At 71.9% G+C, this 18,448-nt stretch carries 18 protein-coding genes and 1 pseudogene; 16 read left to right on the top strand and 3 right to left on the bottom strand.

The window, feature by feature from the left end:
• Window positions 1–332: 332 nt before the first annotated feature.
• From rplU to proB, 4 genes are all read left to right on the top strand, one after another.
• Entirely contained in the window at window positions 333–647 is a 315-nt protein-coding gene (gene rplU / locus OQ02_RS06845) for a 50S ribosomal protein L21 (protein ID WP_033437371.1), read from the top strand.
• 14 nt (window positions 648–661) lie between these two features.
• Window positions 662–925, top strand: coding sequence for a 50S ribosomal protein L27 (gene rpmA / locus OQ02_RS06840; protein ID WP_033437370.1), 264 nt, complete (start codon window positions 662–664; stop codon window positions 923–925).
• Window positions 926–1,021: 96 nt separating this feature from the next.
• Entirely contained in the window at window positions 1,022–2,479 is a 1,458-nt protein-coding gene (gene obgE, locus OQ02_RS06835; RefSeq protein WP_033437369.1) for a GTPase ObgE, read from the top strand.
• Window positions 2,476–3,606 (top strand): glutamate 5-kinase, encoded by a 1,131-nt coding sequence (gene proB, locus OQ02_RS06830; protein ID WP_197043228.1) that lies wholly within the window; start codon window positions 2,476–2,478, stop codon window positions 3,604–3,606. Before obgE ends, proB begins: the two co-directional genes overlap by 4 nt.
• Window positions 3,607–3,680: 74 nt before the next feature.
• Here proB and OQ02_RS06825 read toward each other — a convergent pair whose 3' ends face one another.
• From OQ02_RS06825 to OQ02_RS06815, 3 genes are all read right to left on the bottom strand, one after another.
• Window positions 3,681–4,952 carry an MFS transporter gene (locus tag OQ02_RS06825; protein ID WP_033437368.1) on the bottom strand — a complete coding sequence of 424 codons (1,272 nt, stop codon included), beginning with the start codon at window positions 4,950–4,952 and terminating at the stop codon, window positions 3,681–3,683.
• 66 nt (window positions 4,953–5,018) lie between these two features.
• Entirely contained in the window at window positions 5,019–5,555 is a 537-nt protein-coding gene (locus OQ02_RS06820) for a GNAT family N-acetyltransferase (RefSeq protein ID WP_033437367.1), read from the bottom strand.
• 13 nt (window positions 5,556–5,568) lie between these two features.
• Window positions 5,569–7,647: a RecQ family ATP-dependent DNA helicase gene (locus OQ02_RS06815; protein ID WP_033437366.1), complete on the bottom strand. Its 2,079-nt coding sequence runs from the start codon at window positions 7,645–7,647 to the stop codon at window positions 5,569–5,571.
• Window positions 7,648–7,726: 79 nt separating this feature from the next.
• On the opposite strand from OQ02_RS06815, the gene OQ02_RS06810 reads away from it, so the two are divergent.
• From OQ02_RS06810 to OQ02_RS06750, 12 genes and pseudogenes are all read left to right on the top strand, one after another.
• A complete protein-coding gene (locus OQ02_RS06810; protein WP_033437365.1) occupies window positions 7,727–8,065 on the top strand; it encodes a hypothetical protein in 339 nt (112 codons plus the stop codon).
• A gap of 62 nt (window positions 8,066–8,127) precedes the next feature.
• Window positions 8,128–9,393 carry a glutamate-5-semialdehyde dehydrogenase gene (locus tag OQ02_RS06805; protein WP_033437364.1) on the top strand — a complete coding sequence of 422 codons (1,266 nt, stop codon included), beginning with the start codon at window positions 8,128–8,130 and terminating at the stop codon, window positions 9,391–9,393.
• Entirely contained in the window at window positions 9,390–9,950 is a 561-nt protein-coding gene (locus OQ02_RS06800) for a TetR/AcrR family transcriptional regulator (protein WP_033437363.1), read from the top strand. Before OQ02_RS06805 ends, OQ02_RS06800 begins: the two co-directional genes overlap by 4 nt.
• Before the next feature lie 58 nt (window positions 9,951–10,008).
• Window positions 10,009–11,193 carry a cytochrome P450 gene (locus tag OQ02_RS06795; protein ID WP_081915429.1) on the top strand — a complete coding sequence of 395 codons (1,185 nt, stop codon included), beginning with the start codon at window positions 10,009–10,011 and terminating at the stop codon, window positions 11,191–11,193.
• Between the two features lie 4 nt (window positions 11,194–11,197).
• A complete protein-coding gene (locus tag OQ02_RS06790; protein ID WP_033437361.1) occupies window positions 11,198–11,419 on the top strand; it encodes a ferredoxin in 222 nt (73 codons plus the stop codon).
• A gap of 207 nt (window positions 11,420–11,626) precedes the next feature.
• The gene (gene nadD, locus OQ02_RS06785) at window positions 11,627–12,220 is read left to right on the top strand and encodes a nicotinate-nucleotide adenylyltransferase (RefSeq protein WP_033437360.1); all 594 of its coding nucleotides are present in this window, start codon (window positions 11,627–11,629) and stop codon (window positions 12,218–12,220) included.
• 70 nt (window positions 12,221–12,290) lie between these two features.
• The gene (rsfS, locus tag OQ02_RS06780) at window positions 12,291–12,677 is read left to right on the top strand and encodes a ribosome silencing factor (protein WP_033437359.1); all 387 of its coding nucleotides are present in this window, start codon (window positions 12,291–12,293) and stop codon (window positions 12,675–12,677) included.
• Entirely contained in the window at window positions 12,674–13,288 is a 615-nt protein-coding gene (locus OQ02_RS06775) for a histidine phosphatase family protein (protein WP_033437358.1), read from the top strand. Before rsfS ends, OQ02_RS06775 begins: the two co-directional genes overlap by 4 nt.
• The gene (octT, locus tag OQ02_RS06770; protein WP_081915428.1) at window positions 13,249–14,016 is read left to right on the top strand and encodes a diglucosylglycerate octanoyltransferase; all 768 of its coding nucleotides are present in this window, start codon (window positions 13,249–13,251) and stop codon (window positions 14,014–14,016) included. Before OQ02_RS06775 ends, octT begins: the two co-directional genes overlap by 40 nt.
• Before the next feature lie 11 nt (window positions 14,017–14,027).
• Complete coding sequence (locus tag OQ02_RS06765; RefSeq protein ID WP_033437357.1) at window positions 14,028–14,870, top strand: DegV family protein; 843 nt, start codon at window positions 14,028–14,030, stop codon at window positions 14,868–14,870.
• An 86-nt stretch (window positions 14,871–14,956) separates the two neighbouring features.
• A complete protein-coding gene (locus tag OQ02_RS06760; protein WP_081915427.1) occupies window positions 14,957–15,682 on the top strand; it encodes a ComEA family DNA-binding protein in 726 nt (241 codons plus the stop codon).
• A gap of 407 nt (window positions 15,683–16,089) precedes the next feature.
• A pseudogene (locus tag OQ02_RS06750) lies at window positions 16,090–18,366 on the top strand (DNA internalization-related competence protein ComEC/Rec2); the annotation flags it as partial.
• Window positions 18,367–18,448: the final 82 nt, after the last annotated feature.

Here is an 18,448-nt window from a genome sequence, read left to right as displayed (position 1 = left end):
GCTGTCCAGCCCCGCTGGGCAGCGGTTCGTCGTGAACGGCCCCGGCGGCGCGCGTCACCGGTCACGGCACGCCCCTCGTCGCCCGGCTGGGAGCGCCCCTGTGAGGCTGTCGCGCCCGTCCCGGGTCAGGCGGGCACCGGCGTTGAGCGGGGCGGTGACCAGGCGAATCCCGGGAGATCGACCCCGGTTTGACCCCGCAGTCCACCGCCACGTAACCTGGTAAGCGGCCCGCCGTCCGGTGGGCCCTGTCGCGTGAAGCCCAGCTCGCTCATCCAAGTGCAGCCGAGGCGCGCGCGACCCGTCCCGTCGAGTAGCAGGAGACTCCCGTCCCGATGTACGCGATCGTCAAGACCGGCGGCAAGCAGTACAAGGTGGCTGTCGGCGACGTCATCGAGGTCGAGAAGCTCGCAGGCGAGCCGGACACCGAGATCACCTTCGCGGCGCCGCTCCTCGTCGTGGACGGCGAGAACGTCACCTCCGCGGCGGACGCCCTGGCGAAGATCTCGGTGACCGGCAAGGTCGTCGAGCAGACCAAGGGCCCCAAGATCCGCATCCACAAGTTCAAGAACAAGACCGGCTACCACAAGCGCCAGGGTCACCGCCAGAAGTTGACCCGCGTCGAGGTCACCGGCATCACCGGTAAGTGAGGATCTGACTAGCCATGGCACACAAGAAGGGTGCGTCCAGCTCCCGCAACGGCCGTGACTCCAACGCCCAGTACCTCGGCGTCAAGCGGTTCGGCGGTCAGGTCGTCAAGGCCGGCGAGATCCTGATCCGCCAGCGCGGCACCAAGTTCCACCCCGGCGTCAACGTCGGTCGCGGCAAGGACGACACGCTGTTCGCGTTGACGCCCGGCGCGGTCGAGTTCGGCTCCAAGCGCGGTCGCAAGACCGTGAACATCGTCCCGGTCGAGGCTGCTGCTTAAGCGCCTCGGGCGTACGACGGAACGACCTCCGACGAGGGGCGGGACCGGTGCATTCCGGCTCCCGCCCCTCGTTGCTTCTCCGGAAAGGAAATCCCCGTGTCCCGCTTCGTCGACCGGGTCGTCATCCACGTCGCCGCAGGTGACGGGGGCAACGGGGTCGCCTCCGTGCATCGCGAGAAGTTCAAGCCGCTGGGTGGCCCCGATGGCGGCAACGGCGGCAAGGGCGGCGACGTCGTGCTGGTCGTCGACTCGCAGGTGCACACGCTCCTCGACTTCCACTTCCGCCCGAACGCGAGCGCGGGCAGCGGCAAGGGCGGTCAGGGCGGCAACCGCGACGGCGCGCACGGCGCCGACCTCGAACTGCGCGTCCCCGACGGCACCGTGGTGCTCACGCCCGACGGCGAGATGGTCGCGGATCTCGTCGGCGAGGGCACCCGGCTGATCGCGGCCCAGGGAGGTCGCGGCGGTCTCGGCAACGCGTCCCTGGCCTCCAAGGCCCGCAAGGCCCCCGGTTTCGCCCTGCTGGGTGAACCGGGTGAGCAGCACGACCTCGTGCTGGAGCTGAAGTCCGTCGCGGACGTCGGCCTGCTCGGCTTCCCGTCGGCGGGCAAGTCGTCGCTGATCTCGGTGCTGTCCGCGGCCAAGCCGAAGATCGCCGACTACCCGTTCACCACGCTGGTGCCGAACCTGGGTGTGATCACGGGCGGCGACACCATCTTCACGATGGCGGACGTGCCCGGCCTGATCCCCGGCGCGTCCGAGGGCAAGGGCCTCGGCCTGGACTTCCTGCGGCACATCGAGCGGTGCGCGGTACTGGTGCACGTGGTGGACTGCGCGACCTACGAGTCGGGTCGGGACCCGCTGTCGGACATCGACGCGCTGGAGGAGGAGCTGGCGAAGTACACCCCCTCCCTGGCCGACGACCTGGCCGAACGCCCGCGCGTGGTGGTGCTGAACAAGATCGACATCCCGGAGGCCCGCGACCTGGCGGAGATCGTGCGCCCGGACATCGAGGCCCGCGGCCTGCCGGTGTTCGAGGTGTCCACGGCGAGCCGTGAAGGACTGCGGGAGCTGACGTTCGCGTTGGCGCGCGTGGTGGAGGAGTACCGGTCCTCGCGGCCGAAGCAGGAGTCGACCCGGATCGTGCTGCGGCCCCGCGCCCTGGACGACCAGGGCTTCACCGTGGTGGAGGACCCGGAGACCGAGGGCGGCTTCATCGTGCGCGGCGAGCGGCCCGAGCGGTGGATCCGGCAGACCGACTTCAACAACGACGAGGCCGTCGGTTACCTGGCGGACCGGCTGAACCGCCTCGGCGTCGAGGACACGCTGGTCAAGATGGGCGCCGAGCCGGGCTGCCAGGTCACCATCGGCGACCTCGTGTTCGACTGGGAGCCGACGACGCCGGCGGGCATCGCGATGACGCTGACCGGCCGCGGCACGGACGCGCGGCTCGAGGTGAGCAACCGGGTCGGCGCGTCCGACCGGTTGGCCGCGAAGAAGGCCCGTCGCATCCCCGGGGAGTACGGCGAGTTCGAAGAGGACGACGACGAGTGATCGGTTCGGTGGCGGCGTCGCAGGCCCGGCAGGCCGTGTCCGCGGCGTCCCGGGTCGTGGTGAAGGTCGGGTCGTCGTCGTTGACCACCGCCGAGGGTGGCCTTGACCCGACCCGGCTGGACGCGTTGGTGGACGCGGTCGCGGCGCGGTGTGCGGCGGGCAGCCAGGTGGTGTTGGTGTCGTCGGGTGCGATCGCGGCCGGTCTCGCGCCGCTGGGCGTGACCCGGCGGCCTCGTGACCTGGCGACGCAGCAGGCGGCGGCGAGCGTCGGGCAGTTGGCGTTGGCGCACGCGTACGCGAACTCGTTCGGGCGGTATTCGCTGACCGTCGGGCAGGTGCTGTTGACCGCGGACGACGTGGTGCGACGCTCGCACTACCGCAACGCGCAGCGCACGTTCTCGCGGCTGCTGGCGTTGGGCGCGGTGCCGGTGGTGAACGAGAACGACACGGTGGCCACCGAGGAGATCCGGTTCGGCGACAACGACCGGTTGGCCGCGCTGGTGGCGCACCTGGTCGGCGCGGACGCGTTGTTCCTGCTCTCCGACGTCGACGCGCTGTACGACGGCGATCCGCGGAAGCCTGGTGCGCGGCGGGTCACCGAGGTGGCCGGCGCGTCCGATGTGGACGGCGTGCGGGCGGGTTCGGTGGGTGCGTCCGGCCTGGGCACGGGCGGTATGGCGTCCAAGCTGGCCGCGGCGCGGTTGGCGGCGTCGGCGGGCATCCCCGTGTTGCTGGCGGGTGCGGCTGACGCGGCACGCGCGTTGACGACAGCGGACGTCGGCACGGCGTTCGCGGTGACCGGCCCGAGGCTGACCGCCCGCCGCTTCTGGCTCGGGCACGCGGCCGACGCGACCGGCAGGCTGTCCCTGGACGACGGCGCGGTGGCCGCGGTCGTGGACCGCCGGCGGTCGTTGCTCGCAGCCGGCATCACCGGGGTCGAGGGCGCGTTCGAGGCCGGTGACGTGGTCGAGCTGGTGGACCTGTCCGGGCACGTGGTGGCGCGCGGTGTGGTCGGTTTCGACGCCGCCGAGCTGCCCGCGTTGATCGGTCGCAAGAGCGGCGACCTGCCGGCTGAGCAACGTCGTGAAGTCGTGCACGCCGACGACCTGGTGCCGTTGCGGCGCTGACCTGCCGCCAGTACCCCGCTGGGCCCCCGCCGGTCACTGCGCTGGTCGAGCCCGGCCGCACCGCGAAGCCGGTGTCACCGCAGGGTCTCGCCCTTCGTCTCGGGCATCGTGAGGATCACGAAGAACGCGATGACCGCGCCGACCGCGACGTAGACGAAGAACGTGGTGCCGGGCAACGCCTGGATCACCAGCGGCGCCGTGCCGCCGAACAGCGCCACGGTCAGGTTGTACCAGGAGCCGATGCCGAGGGCGCGCAGCTCCGTCGGGAACAGCTCGCTCATCACGGCGGGCGCGATGGACGTCATGGCCGTGTAGAGGCCGAGGCCGACGCAAAACACGACGAGCAGGTTGCCGACGCCCGGCCCGATCAGCGTGGACAGCGGCACCACGAGCACCGCCGTAGCCGCAGACCAGGCGAGCAGCTGCGGTTTCCGGCCGAACCGGTCCGACAACGCGCCCATCGGGTACTGGAGGGCGATGAACAAGGCCGTGGCGATCGACAGGGCCAGGAAGACGTCCACCGGGTCCGCGCCGCGTTTGGACACCGCGAACGGGGTCAGCGCGCTGAAGAACGTGTAGTAGCAGAGCGTCGACAGCATGGTGAAACCGACGAGCCGCACGACCGCCTTGGGGTGCTCGCGCAGGGTCGTCATCAGCGGGTGCTTGAGCTGCCTGGCCTTGACCTTGTTGTGCTCGAACTGCTCGGTCTCCTCCAGGCTGCGTCGCATCCACAGGCCCACCAGGCCCAGCACGCCGCCGACCAGGAACGGGATCCGCCAGCCGTAGGACGCCAGCTGAGCCGGGTCGAGCGTGCGGGCCAGCACGAACCCGAGCAGCGACGCCACCAGCACCGCCGCGCCGGTGGAGATGTAGAAGAACGCCGAGTACCGGCCCCGGCGCTCCGGTGGCGCGATCTCCGCCAGGTACGCCGAGGCGTTGGAGACCTCACCGCCCAGCGACAGGCCCTGTGCCACGCGGGCGAGCAGCAGCAGGACCGGCGCGAGCCACCCGACCTGCGTGTACGTCGGCAGGATACCGATCGCCACCGACCCGCCCGCCATCAGGACGATGGTCAGCAACATCGCCGTCCGCCGCCCGCGCAGGTCGGCGAACCGCCCGAGCAGGTACCCGCCCAGCGGCCGGAAGAAGAACGCGATCGCGTAAGCCGCGAGCGTGTTGATCAGCGCCAGCCGCGGGTTGTCCTTGGGGAAGACCTGGGTGGCGAAGTAGATGCTGAACGTCGCGTAGATGGTCCAGTCGTACCACTCGATGGCGTTGCCGATGCTCGCCGCGACGAGCTTGCGGACGGGTAGGCGGTGCTGGGTCCCGGTCTCCACGGCAGCCATGGGTTGGACACAACCACAAAGCCGTCGAAGTCGGTAGATCCTTAACCAAACCGGACCGGGCCCGATCTACTCGTGCGCGGCCCGCCACTCGGTGCCGAGCAGGCCGAACAGCAGGTCGTCCGTCCACTCTCCCTTCGCCCACGTGCTCTGCACCCGGTGTCCCTCCTGGCGGAACCCGAGCCTCATCAACAGCCGTGCCGACCGCTCGTTGCGGGCGTCGCACTCGGCGGCCACCCGGTGCAACCCGTGTTCTTCGAACAGGTGCGCCAACACCCGTCGCACGGCCTCCGTCGCGTACCCACGCCCCTGGTGCGCGGTCGCCAGGGTGTAGCCGACCTCGGCCTGCATCCGGTTGTCGTGCAGGCCTACCCCGACGTCGCCGACCAGCACCCCGTCCGCCTCGACCGCGTACTGGAACCAGCCCGGCTCGGTCGGGTCCGCCGCGCCGACCTCCCGGACGAACTCCTCGGCCTGCGCCAACGGGAAGGGCGCATCCCAACCCTGGTACCTCGCCACGTCCGGGTCCGACCGGTACGCGGCGAACGCCGGTGCGTCGGCCGCCGTGAACGCCCGCAGCACCAACCGTTCCGTGGTCAGCCTCACGCCGCTCAAGGTCTCATGCCGTCACCGCCAGGGCGAAGGGCAGCACGGCCGACGCGCCCGCCCGCCGCAGCAGCCGCGCGGCGACCGTCACCGTCCAGCCGGTGTCGACCTGGTCGTCCACCAACAGCACCGGGCCGTCCACAGTGGACAGGTCCGGCACGTCGACCTCACGCACCAGCCCGGCCAGCCGCTGGGCGCTGTTCACCCGGCGCGGTGCCTCGCCCAGCCACACCTGCCCGAGCAGCGGCAGCCGCCCCACCTCCGCGATGCGCCGTCCGAAGCTGCCCACCAGCGCCGGTTTGGTCCGCGACCCGACCGTCACCACGCCCACCGGCCGTTCCGCCCAACCCCAGGCGGACAGCACCTTCACGCACGCGGCGAAGACGTCCTCCGGGATCTCCTGGTCGTCCGCCCCGAACAAGGACCGCAACCGGTTGCCCCAGCCGATGTCGGTCAACCGCCCCAGCGCCCGCCCGGTCGTCGCGACCTCGCCCGCCGGGATCTTCCCGGACAACGACACCCCGATCGCCGCCATCCCCGTCGGCCACATCTTGCGCGGCTCCACCTCGACGCCCGGCCGCAGCAACCGTTCCCTCGCCGCCGACGCCGCCGCGTCCGACACCTCCGCCGAAGGCCGCTCGCCCGTGCAGTTGTCGCACCGACCGCACGGCGCCGCGTGCGGATCGTCCAGCTGCCGCAACAGGAACTCCATTCGGCAGCCGTCGGTCGCCAGGTAGTCCAGCACCGCCTGCCGCTCCACCTGCCGCGCCGCCTCGATCCGCTCGTACCGCTCGGCGTCGTAGGACCACGGTTGCCCGGTCGACACCCACCCGCCGCGCACCCGCCGCACCGCGCCGTCCACGTCGAGCACCTTCAACACCACTTCGAGCCGGGTGCGCGACAACTCCACCATCGGTTCCAACGCGGCCGTCGACATCGCCCGGTCCGCCGGCAGCACGTCGAGCACCTGCCGCACCACCCGTTCCGGTGGGAACGCCAGCGAAGCGAAGTACGCCCAGATGTCCTTGTCCTCCGGGCCGGGCAGCAACAGCACCTCGGCCCGCTCCACCCCGCGCCCCGCGCGGCCGATCTGCTGGTAGTACGCGATGGGGGACGGCGGCGCGCCCAGGTGCACCACGAACCCCAGGTCGGGCTTGTCGAACCCCATGCCCAGCGCCGACGTCGCCACCAGCGCCTTCACCCGGTTCGCCAGCAGGTCCTCCTCGGCGCGCTGGCGCTCCGCCGGGTCCGTGCGCCCCGAGTACGCCGTCACCTCGTACCCGCGCTCACGCAGGAACGCCGCCACGTCGTCGGCCGAGGCCACGGTCAGCGTGTAGATGATCCCCGAGCCGGGCAGCCGCTCCAGGTGCTCGGCCAGCCACCCCAGCCTGGCGCCGGCGGTGGGCAGCCGCACCGCGGACAGCCGCAGGCTCTCCCGGTCCAGCGGCCCGCGCAGCACCAGCGTGTCCGTGCCCGCGCCGAGCCCGAGCTGGTCGGCCACGTCACGCACCACCCGGTCGTTGGCGGTGGCCGTGGTGGCGAGCACCGGCACACCGGCCGGCAGCTCGGTCAGCAACGTCCGCAGCCGCCGGTAGTCCGGCCGGAAGTCGTGGCCCCAGTCGGAGATGCAGTGCGCCTCGTCCACCACCAGCAGCCCCGCCGACGCGGTCAGCGACGGCAGCACCGTGTCCCGGAAGTCCGGGTTGTTCAGCCGCTCCGGCGACACCAGCAGCACGTCGACGTCGCCGGACGCCACCCGGTCCTGCACGTCCTGCCACTCGTCGGTGTTGGCCGAGTTGATCGTCGCCGCGTGCACGCCCGCCCGCGCCGCCGCGTCGACCTGGTTGCGCATCAACGCCAGCAACGGCGACACGATCACCGTCGGCCCCTCGCCCAGGGACCGCAGCAACGCCGTGGCGATGAAGTACACGGCGGACTTGCCCCACCCCGTCCGCTGGACCACCAGCGCCCGCCGCCGTTGGGACACCAGCGCGTGGATGGCCGTCCACTGGTCGTCACGCAGGACGGCCTGGGGGCCCGCCAAAGCCCTCAGCCGTTCCTCGGCCAGTTCCCGCAGTGCGCTGTCGTCCATGTGCCCCACAGTGGCAGACACCCCCGACAAGCCGGACACCTGTGCGACGATGCACGCATGACCTTCACTCGATCCGGGGATGCCGCGTAGGACGCCAGGCGCGATCCGCGCCGCCGGACCACGCGGGCACGAGTCGCTGCACGCCGTCCTCGACACGTACCGGAACATGCTGCGCCGACCCGGCCGCTACCTCCACCTGTACCCGGAGAGCGAAGTCTTCTGGGACGTCGTCACCATCCGTGACCAGCTGGAACAGGAGTTGGTCGCGCTGTCCCCGCGGCGACGTCGCCAATTCCGGCGCGTCGTGGAGCCGCTGGACGACGAGTTGCGCCGCCGCACCCTGCCGGACCCGGACGCCGCGGCCACCAGCCCCTGGCACGCCGCGGCGTGGTGGCGCCAACGGCTGCGCGGCTGGTGAGGGCGTCCGATCCCCGGGAACCTCGGAGACAGCCACGGCCGGCTGACCGTAGGCTTGGCGACGTGACTGATGACCTGCGCGAACAGGTGCACGCCGCGGCCCGGCGCGCCCGTGTCGCCGCCAACGAGCTCGTCCTCGCCACCCGCGAGGTCAAGGACGCCGCACTGCACGAGATGGCCGCCGCGCTGCGCACCCGCGCCGCCGAGGTGCTGGAGGCCAACGCCAAGGACCTCGAAGCGGGCAGGGCCGCGGGCCTGAACCAGGGCCTGCTGGACCGCCTCGCGCTGACCGACGCGCGCATCGAGGGCGTGGCACAGGGCCTGGAGACGGTGGCCGGCCTCGCGGACCCAGTCGGCGAGGTGCTGCGCGGCTCGATCCTGCCGAACGGCCTGGAGTTGAAGCAGGTCCGCGTCCCGATGGGCGTGGTCGGCATGGTCTACGAAGCCCGCCCGAACGTCACCGTGGACGCCGCCGGCCTGGCGCTGAAGTCCGGCAACGCGGCCCTGCTGCGCGGCTCGTCCACCGCCGAGCACTCGAACACCGCGCTGGTCGCGATCCTGCGCGACGCCCTGGAGGCCGCGGGCCTGCCCGCCGACTCCGTGCAGCTCCTGCCTTGCCACGACCGCGCCTCGGTGACCCACCTCATCACCGCGCGCGGCCTGGTGGACCTGGTGATCCCGCGCGGCGGCGCCGGTCTGATCAACGCGGTCGTGCAGCAGGCCACCGTGCCGGCCATCGAGACCGGCGTCGGCAACGTGCACGTGTACGTGGACGCGAGCGCCGACCTCGACATGGCGCAGCGCATCGTGCTCAACTCCAAGACCCGTCGCACCAGCGTGTGCAACGCGGCCGAGTCGTTGCTGGTGCACGCCGCCGTCGCGGACGAGTTCGTGCCCCGCATCACCGACGCCCTCAAGAAGGAGAACGTCACCATCCACGGTGACGAGCGGTTCGCGCGCGATCCCAGGGTCCAGGCCGCCACCGACGAGGACTGGGACACCGAGTACCTGTCGCTGGACATCGCGGCGCGCGTGGTCGACTCGATCGACGAGGCCATCGAGCACATCGCCGCGTACGGCTCGGGCCACACCGAGGCCATCGTGACCAGCGACCTCGGCGCGGCCCGCCGGTTCACCACCAGGGTCGACGCGGCGGCGGTCATGGTCAACGCGTCCACCGCGTTCACCGACGGCGGCGAGTTCGGCATGGGCGCGGAGATCGGCATCTCCACCCAGAAGCTGCACGCCCGCGGCCCGATGGGGCTGGCCGAGCTGACCTCGTCCAAGTGGGTGGTCTGGGGCGAGGGGCACGTCCGGTCGACCTCGTGAGCAGGCCCCGGGACGCCGCCGCCACCAGGGCGGCGTTGCTGGACGCCGCCACGAAGCTGTTCGGTGAACGCGGGTTCGACCGCACCACGGTGCGCGACATCGCGAACCTCGCGGGCGTGAACCAGGCGCTCTTGTTCCGCTATTACGGCAGCAAGGACGCGCTCTTCGCGACCGTGCTCGCCACGCAGAGCCGTGAGCTGCTGGAGGACTCGCCCGCCGAGCACCTGTTGCGCACCGTGCTGCTGCGGATGCTGGAGGAGAAGCCGAGGCGCGAGGACCATCCGCTGTACGCGGTGCTGCGGTCCTCGCACCACGACTCGGCGGCCGAGGTCGTGCGGCGGCAACTGGGGGAGGAGTACGCGCGTGCTCTGGCGTCCCTGACGGACGCGGAGGACGCGGAGTTGCGCGCGGACCTCGTGCTGGCGTGGATCGTGGGCATCGGTGTGCTGCGCACCGTGTTCGGCAAGCAGCCCTTGGCCGCCGCGAACAGCGAGGACGTCGCGGCGCTGGTGACAAGAGCCGCCTCCGTGTTGCTGGAACACACCGATGTCGGTTGACGGTCTGTAGCTATCTCAATACTGTCGGATGTAAGCGACTGCTTACATGGGGGTACCGATGGAGATCAGGCCGTTCCCGTTCACCGAGCCGGACGAACTCGTGCTCAACCCCGAGTACCTGGAGCTCCAGCGCGACGAGCCGGTGGCCAGGGTCCGGCTGCCCTACGGCGGCGACGGCTGGCTGGCCACCCGGTACGAGGACGTCAAGACCGTGCTCGCCGACCCGAGGTTCAGCCGTGCGGCGGTGATGGAGCCGGGCGCCGACGTGCCGCGCACCCTGCCGACCATGCCCGCCGAGACAAACATCCTGAGCATGGACCCGCCGGACCACACGCGGCTGCGCAGGCTCGTCGCCAAGGCGTTCACCGCCCGGCGGACCGAGCAGCTGCGCGAGCGCGCCCAGGGGATCGTCGACGGCCTGCTGGACGCCATGGAGGAGCGGGGTGCGCCGGCCGACCTGGTCGAGTCGCTGGCCATGCCGCTGCCCATCACGATCATCTGCGAGATGCTGGGCGTGCCGTTCGAGGACCGGGACAAGTTCCGCGCCTGGTCGGAGGCGGCGGTGGCGATCACCGCGTTCACTTACGACGAGATCCTGGCGTCCGGTGAGTCGCTGCGCGCCTACATCGGCGAGCTGGCCGAGCGCAAGCGCGTCGACCCCGCCGACGACATGCTGTCCGTGCTGGTCGCGGCGCACGACAACGAGGACAGGCTGACCACGAAGGAGCTGGTGTCGTTCGGCGTCGCGCTGCTGGTCGCGGGCCACGAGACCACCGCGAACCAGCTCGGCAACTTCGTCTACCAGCTGCTGGGCGACCCGGACCTGCTCGGCGAGCTGCGCGCGGACCCGGCGCTGGTGCCCGCCGCGGTGGAGGAGCTGTTGAGGTTCACCCCGTTGGGTGGATCCGCGGGCTTCCCCCGGATCGCGACCGCCGAGGTGGAGCTGTCCGGCGTGACGATCAAGCCGGGCGACGCGGTGTTCGTGGACAACCTCGCGGCCAACCGCGACCCGTCGGTGTTCGAGAACCCGAACGACGTGGACTTCCACCGCGCGCACAACCCGCACATCACGTTCGGGCACGGCGCGCACCACTGCATCGGCGCCCCGCTGGCCCGGATGGAGTTGCAGGTGGCCATCGGCACCCTGCTCAAGCGGTTCCCGCTGCTCAGGCTGGACGGTGACGTCACGTTCAAGAAGGGCCGGCTCATCCGCGGTCCGCAGGCACTGATGGTGAGGTGGTAGGCGGATGGGGGAGTGGACGGTCGAACTCGACCGGGACAAGTGCATCGGCACGGGCATGTGCACGTCGACCGCGCCGCACCGCTTCCGCCTCGACGGCGGCAAGTCCACCCCGGTCGACGAGGTGGTCGAGCCGGACGACGCGGTGATCGACGCGGCCGAATCGTGCCCGATGGAGGCGATCCTGGTCCGCGCGGACGACGGCTCCGTGCTGGCTCCCGAGCTGTAGGAGAACCTCCGGAAAAAAGTTCGGCGGATCGCGTCATGGTGGCGCGTGCGACGCGTTCCACCATTGCGCGGCTCGGATTCGGGGTGGGTCGCGCGATCCGCGGATGCGGCCTCCTCCCCCAGGGCCGTGGCCGGGAGACGAGTGCGCGGGCGGCCTTTCGGGGAGCGACCGGCCGCCCGCGCACCACCCGAACTAGGCTCACAACCCATGACCAACCGGCGGATCGGCGTCATGGGCGGCACCTTCGACCCGGTGCACCACGGCCACTTGGTGGCGGCCAGCGAGGTCCAGGCCCGGTTCGACCTCGACGAGGTCGTGTTCGTGCCGACCGGGCAGCCCTGGCAGAAGTCGGAGCGCGAGGTCAGCCCCGCCGAGGACCGGTACCTGATGACGGTCATCGCCACCGCCTCCAACCCGCGGTTCTCGGTCAGCCGGGTGGACATCGACCGGCCCGGTCCGACGTACACGATCGACACCCTCACCGACCTCAAGGTCGGGAACGCGGACGCGGACCTGTTCTTCATCACCGGCGCGGACGCGTTGGAGCAGATCCTGTCCTGGCGGCGAGCGGACGACGTGTTCGACCTCGCGCACTTCATCGGGGTCACCAGGCCCGGCTACGAGCTGGTCGACACGCACCTGCCGCCGGGCGTGGTGTCGCTGGTGGAGGTGCCCGCGATGGCCATCTCGTCGACCGCCGTCAGGGCTCGGACCGCGGCCGGACTGCCCGTCTGGTACCTCGTGCCGGATGGTGTCGTTCAGTACATATCCAAGCGCCGGCTTTACTCGATGCCGGACTGAGCCGCGACGCCGGTACCCTCATTGACTCGTGCGGACGTATAGGCGTCCGCCGGTGTGATTGAGGAGTGACGTGGCAGCCACCGACGAGGCACGACGGTTGGCGCTGGTCGCCGCGAGCGCGGCAGCCGACAAGAAGGCGCACGACGTGATCGTGCTCGACGTGTCCGACCAGCTGGTGATCACGGACGTCTTCGTGATCGCCTCGGCCGCCAACGAGCGGCAGGTCGGCGCGATCGTGGACAACGTCGAAGAGATGTTGCGCGAGACCGGCCGCAAGGCGGTCCGCCGTGAAGGCGCGCGCGAGGGCCGGTGGGTTCTGCTGGACTTCGTCGACGTGGTGGTGCACGTCCAGCACGTGGACGAGCGGAGCTTCTACGGCCTGGAGCGGCTGTGGAAGGACTGCCCGCGGATCGAGTTCGACGCCGGGCCCGAGGCCGACGAGGCCGACGAGGCATGACCCTGAACCGGCTCGTGCTGTGGCGGCACGGTGAGACCGACTACAACGCGACCGGGCGCATGCAGGGCCACCTGGACTCGGCGTTGACCGGGATCGGGTGGAACCAGGCCCGGTTCGCGGTGCCGGTGCTCGCCGGGTTCGCACCCGAGCTGGTGGTCGCGTCGGACCTGCACCGCGCCCGGGACACCGCGACGGTGTTCACCGACGCGACCGGAGTCGAGCTGCGCGTCGACGAACGGCTGCGCGAGACGCACCTGGGCAAGTGGCAGGGGCTGACGTCGACCGAGATCGAGGCGGAGTGGCCGGGCGCGTTGGACCGCTGGCGGGTCGACGGCACGCTCGCGCCACCGGACGGCGAGACGCGCGTCGAGGTCGCCGAGCGCGCGATGGCCGTGGTGGCGGAGGTGGACGCGGAGTTCTCCGGGACGGTCATGCTGTGCGCGCACGGCGGGCTGATCAGCGCGTTGACCGGGCGGTTGCTGGAGTTGCCGGTCGACCGCTGGGCGTTGCTGGGCGGCATCGGCAACTGCCACTGGACCGTGTTCACCCGTCGGCCGCACGGTGACAGCAGGTGGCGGCTGTCGTCGTACAACGCCGGATCCACCCGGTGAAGCTGCTCGTCCTCGGTGATTCGCTGACGTTCCACGGTCCGGAGGGGCCGCTGCCGGCCGACCACCCCCGGTTGTGGCCGAACGTCGCCGCGTCGGCGTTGGGCGGGCACGCGGAGCTGGCGGCGGGGTTCGGCTGGACGGCCCGGGACGCCTGGTGGTCGTTGACCGGTGACCCGCGCGTGTGGTCGTTGCTGCCGCGCACGGACGTGTTGGTGCTGGCGGTGGGGCACATGGACACGCTGCCGTCGCCGTTGCCGACGTACTTGCGGCACGGGCTGCGCTACCTGCGGCCGGATTGGCTGCGGCAACGTGCGCGGGCCGGGTACCGGACGTTGCAGCCGGTGCTGTCGCGGCTGTCCGGCGGGTACCCGGTGGCGTTGCCGCCGCGCCTGACCGTGCGGTACCTGGACGACTCGGTGCGCGCGGTGCGTGCTCTCCAGCCGGGGATCCGGGTGGTCGGGATGACGCCTTCCGTGCACCGCGCGCCGGCTTATGCGGGTGTGCACAGCGGGCGTGCGGCGGCGGAGCGCGCGATGCGGTCTTGGGCGGACGGCGCAGGCGTGCCGCTGCTCGACGTGCCGCCGTTGGTCGGTGAGCGCATACGGTCACGGCGTGCCAACCCGGACGGCATGCACTGGTGCTGGGACGGTCACCGGCAGGTCGGGAACGCGATGGCGGAACTGATCAGGTCCGTGGCGGTCGGCCACGCGGGCAGTTCGGAGCCGTAGTCTCGGCACTCGTGTCCACCACGATCGTCACCGACTCCACGGCGTACCTGCCGGAGGGGTTCGCCGAGCGGCACGGCATCCGGGTCGTGCCGCTGCACGTCGTGGTGGACGGTCGCAGCAAGCTCGACGGGGTCGACTTCGGGCCGGCGCGGCTGGCGGAGGCGTTGGGCGAGCACCGCAGGCTGACGACGTCCCGGCCGACGCCCGGCGAGTTGGCCGAGGTGTACCGGTCGGTGCTGGCCGGTGGCGCCGACGCGATCGTGTCCGTGCACCTCTCCCGCGAGCTCTCCGGCACGTGGGAGGCCGCGCGGTTGGCGGCGGAGGAGGTCGATCCGACCCGGATCAGGGTGGTCGACTCGCGGTCCACGGGCATGGGGCTCGGGTTCGCCGCGCTGGCCGCGTGCGCCGCCGGTGACGACGGGGCGCGTGCGGAGGAAGCGGCCGTTGCCGCAGCGGCGCGCACCAAGATGTTCTTCTGCGTGGAAACGCTCGACCACCTGCGTCGGGGTGGGCGCATCGGCGCCGCAGCGGCCCTGGTGGGCACCGCGCTGGCCGTGAAACCGATCCTGCACGTCGACGACGGTCGGATCGTGCCGCTGGAGAAGGTGCGCACGATGAGCCGCGCCATCGGCCGGCTGGTGGACCTGGCGGCGGAGGCGGCGGGCTCCGGGCCGGTCGGACTGGCTGTCCACCACTTGGCCGCGCCGGAACGCGCGGCGGAACTCGCGACGCGGCTCGACGAACGCGTTCCCGGCTCGACCGGCTGCCTGATTTCCGAGGTGGGAGCGGTGATCGGGGCGCACACCGGTCCCGGTGTGCTGGGCGTGGTGGTCCTGCCGGGCGGGGTGTCCTAGCCCGCTTTATCCATCACTCAAGCAGTTGTCCACAGATCGCCGGCGACCTCCCCACCCACTGCTCCACCCGGCCTAACGTCGACCGCATGTTCGACAAGAAACCGGAAACCACGACCGCCCGGCTCAAAGCCCTCGTCTCCCGGGAGCAGGGCAAGCACCGCGCCTCGTCCGACGAGACCCTGGTCTTCGTCTCGTCGGACGGCGGCTCGGACCCACCTGGCCCGCTCCGCCGCCTGGCGCACCGCTGGCTGCCCGAGCCCGCCCTCCCACGCCGTCGCAGAGTCCTGCTGGCGGGCGTCATGGCGGCCGTGGCACTGGCGGTCGCGCTGACCCTGTGGTGGCAGCGCCCGCTGCCGGAGAGCCCACCCGACCTCCCGGTGGCCGAGGCGGCTGCCGTCAGCCGTGCCGAAGAGCCGTTGGTCGTCAACGTGGTGGGCCTCGTGTCCACCCCCGGCCTGGTGACCGTGCCCAGCGGCGCCAGGGTGGCGGACGCGCTCCAAGCGGCGGGCGGTGCCGATCCGGGCGCCGACCTGACCGCGCTCAACCTCGCCCGCAAGGTGGCCGACGGCGAGCAGATCGCCGTCGGCATCCCCGCACCTCAACCCGGCGGCGCGGAAACCACGCCGCTGAGCCTGAACACCGCGACCAAGGAACAACTCGACACCTTGCCGGGCGTTGGTCCGGTGACGGCACAGCGGATCGTCGACCGAAGGCAGAAACGCGGCCCGTTCACCGCCCTGGAACAGCTCGGCGAGATCGAGGGGATCGGCGACGCGAAGCTCGCCAGGCTGCGCGACCTGGTCCGCCTGTGACCGGCTTCCCCGCAGAGTCCTCCACACACCACCCGGAGATCCACCATGCGTCACACCCCTGGCTGTTCGCGGCAACCACAGTGCCCGCGAGCACCGTTCGCGCCGAACGCCGGTACGGTGCCGATCCCTTGCCCCCGAACCGAAATCCCCGACCACATCCTGTCCGCCGCACCCGCGCCGAGGGTCGGATCAGGCCGCCCACCAGGTATCCGTCCACCCGGCACCAGCCAAGCCGGTGATCCACTCCAAGACCAGCACGCCAAGCGTGATCACGTAGGTGACCGCGTAGGTGACCCTGTCGGTGATCACAGCCGCCTTCGGCACCTCCTCTACTGCGTCCGCCGCCAGATTCGAGGTGTGGGACGTCCGCACCTGCCGAGCCTGCCCAGGTTCCGGTGGGTGGGGTCATGAGCCCTCGCGCGCACCTGGTCCCGGCCGCACTGGCGGTGTGGGCCACGGCGCTCGCCGGGTTGCTCTGGACGTGGTGGGCCGCGCTCGCGGTCGGTGTGACCGTCGGGGTTCTCGGTGGTGTGGCACTGCGCTCGTGGCGTCCGGCCGCCGTGGCGGTGGCCGTCGCGGGTCCGGTGGCGGCGTGCTGGATCGGTGCCCAAGTCCACGGCGCGGCCCACCACCCGCTCCGCGCCGCAGCCGAGCGCGGCACGTCCGCCACCGTCCACTTCGAACTGGACGATCGGCCACACGGCTTGCGCACCAGTGGTTTCGGCTCGCGGGCGAGTGGGGTCGACCTGGTCCTGGTCCGTGCGACGCTCGACGGTGGCGGCCGGATCGCGGTGCTCGCACCGGCGGTCCGGTGGCGGGACTTGCTGCCGGGCCAGCAGATCACCGCTCGCGGCACGCTCGCGCCGCCGCGTGGTGGTGAGCTGACGGTGGCGGTGCTGCGGGTTCGCGGACCTCCGCGGGACGTGACGGAAGCGCCGGTGTGGCAGCGGATCGCCGAGGACTTGCGTGCCGGGCTGCGGAGCGCGAGCACCGCGCTCGATCCCGAGCCGGCGGGTTTGCTGCCCGCGCTCGTGGTCGGCGACACCTCGAAGCTCTCGCCGAGAGTGGTGGAGGAGTTCCGCACGGCGGGTCTCGCTCACGTCCTTGCCGTCAGCGGTGCCAATTTGGCCATCCTCTGTGGCGCGGTGCTGTTGCTGCTGAGGTTGCTCCGGGTCGGGCCGCGCGGCAGTGCGGTGGGTGCGATGGCAGCGCTGGTCGGGTTCGTGGTGTTGGCCGGGCCGGAGCCGAGCGTGCTGCGGGCCGCCGTGATGGGTGCGGTGGCGTTGCTGGCGCTGGTGCTGGGTCGGGAGCGGTCGGCGTTGCCGGCGCTCGCGGCAGCGGTGGTGGTCCTGGTCCTCTACGACCCGGAGTTGGCCACCGAGCCGGGGTTCGGGCTGTCGGTGGTGGCGACGGCGGCGCTGGTGCTGCTCGCGCCGAGGTGGGCCGCCGCGATGAAGGACAGCGGTGTCCCGGTCGGGCTCGCGGAGGCGTTGGCGGTGCCGGTGGCCGCGAACCTGGCGACCGCGCCGCTGGTCGCCGGGTTCTCCGGTCAGGTGAGCCTGGTGGCGGTGCTGGCGAACCTGCTGGTCGCGCCGGTGGTGGCGCCGGCCACGGTGCTCGGCGTGCTGGCCGCGGTGCTGGCCCCGGTGTACGAGCCGGCGGCACGGCTGGTGGTCGAGGTGGCCGGTCCGGCGGTGAGTTGGCTCATCACCGTCGGGCGGCACGCGTCGGCGGTGCCGGGTGCGGCGGTCGGGTGGCCGAGCGGGTGGGCCGGTGGGGCGTTGCTGGCGGCGGTGCTGGTGCTCGGCTACGTGGTCATCAAGGTGCGTCGGATGCGGACGTTGGCGGTGGCGGTCGGGGTCGGCGCGGTGGTGGCGGTCGTGCCGTTGGGCGTGATCTCGCCCGGGTGGCCGGCGTCCGGCTGGTCGGTGGTGGCCTGCGACGTCGGACAGGGCGACGCGGTGGTCCTCGCCACCGCCGAGCGCGACCGCGCGGTACTGGTCGACACGGGTCCGGACCCGGTGCCGGTGCTGTCCTGCCTGCGGCGGCTCGGGGTGCGGCGCATCCCGCTGGTGGTGCTCAGCCACCTGCACGCCGACCACGTCGGCGGGTTGGCCGCGGTGTTGGCGGATCGAGGTGTGGGCGCGGTGGCGGTGGGGCCGTCGCGGCAGCCGGAGTGGGCTTGGGAGGAGGTGCGGGAACGGGCGCGGACGGCGGGGGTCCGCGTGGTCGAGCTGGACGCCGGGCAGCGGTTGAGCTGGCCGGGGCTCGACCTCGACGTGCTCGGTCCGCGTGCGGACCCGGCGGGTGGGACGAAGACGAACACGGCGGTCAACGACGCGTCGCTGGTCCTGCGGGCCTCCACCGCGGCCGGGCGGGTGCTGCTGACCGGCGACATCGAGTTGGCCGGGCAGGCGGACCTGCTCGGCGGGCACGTCGACTTGCGGGCCGACGTGCTGAAAGTGCCGCACCACGGGTCCCGGTACTCGTCGCCTGCGTTCCTCGCGGCGGTCCGACCGCGGATCGCCTTGGTGAGCGTCGGCGCGGGCAACCGCTACGGCCACCCCAGCGGGGTGCTGGTCGACGCCTTGACGAGTCACGGCGCGCTGGTGTTGCGCACCGATCGCGACGGCGACACCGCCGTCCTGGCCGGCCCGGAAGGGCCACGGGTCGCCCGCAGGGGTGGCGACTCGTCCGATCACGGACAAGGGGAGAACGATGAGGAACAACGACGCATGGATCCGGCTGCACTCGGGCTGGGTGCGG

The sequence above is a fragment of the Saccharothrix sp. NRRL B-16314 genome, from assembly GCF_000716595.1.
GTDB lineage: Bacteria > Actinomycetota > Actinomycetes > Mycobacteriales > Pseudonocardiaceae > Actinosynnema.
Note: the sequence above shows the minus strand (reverse complement) of the source record. Positions and strands in the feature narration are given on the sequence as shown.

Excerpts from the sequence above, each read along its gene's own strand:
- OQ02_RS06795 (WP_081915429.1), top strand. The coding sequence starts at position 10,009 with ATGGAGATCAGGCCGTTCCCGTTCACCGAGCCGGACGAACTCGTGCTC.
- OQ02_RS06815 (WP_033437366.1), bottom strand. The coding sequence starts at position 7,647 with ATGGACGACAGCGCACTGCGGGAACTGGCCGAGGAACGGCTGAGGGCT.
- nadD (WP_033437360.1), top strand. The coding sequence starts at position 11,627 with ATGACCAACCGGCGGATCGGCGTCATGGGCGGCACCTTCGACCCGGTG.
- OQ02_RS06775 (WP_033437358.1), top strand. The coding sequence starts at position 12,674 with ATGACCCTGAACCGGCTCGTGCTGTGGCGGCACGGTGAGACCGACTAC.
- OQ02_RS06790 (WP_033437361.1), top strand. The coding sequence starts at position 11,198 with ATGGGGGAGTGGACGGTCGAACTCGACCGGGACAAGTGCATCGGCACG.
- OQ02_RS06760 (WP_081915427.1), top strand. The coding sequence starts at position 14,957 with ATGTTCGACAAGAAACCGGAAACCACGACCGCCCGGCTCAAAGCCCTC.
- rpmA (WP_033437370.1), top strand. The coding sequence starts at position 662 with ATGGCACACAAGAAGGGTGCGTCCAGCTCCCGCAACGGCCGTGACTCC.
- OQ02_RS06810 (WP_033437365.1), top strand. The coding sequence starts at position 7,727 with ATGCCGCGTAGGACGCCAGGCGCGATCCGCGCCGCCGGACCACGCGGG.
- rplU (WP_033437371.1), top strand. The coding sequence starts at position 333 with ATGTACGCGATCGTCAAGACCGGCGGCAAGCAGTACAAGGTGGCTGTC.
- OQ02_RS06825 (WP_033437368.1), bottom strand. The coding sequence starts at position 4,952 with ATGGCTGCCGTGGAGACCGGGACCCAGCACCGCCTACCCGTCCGCAAG.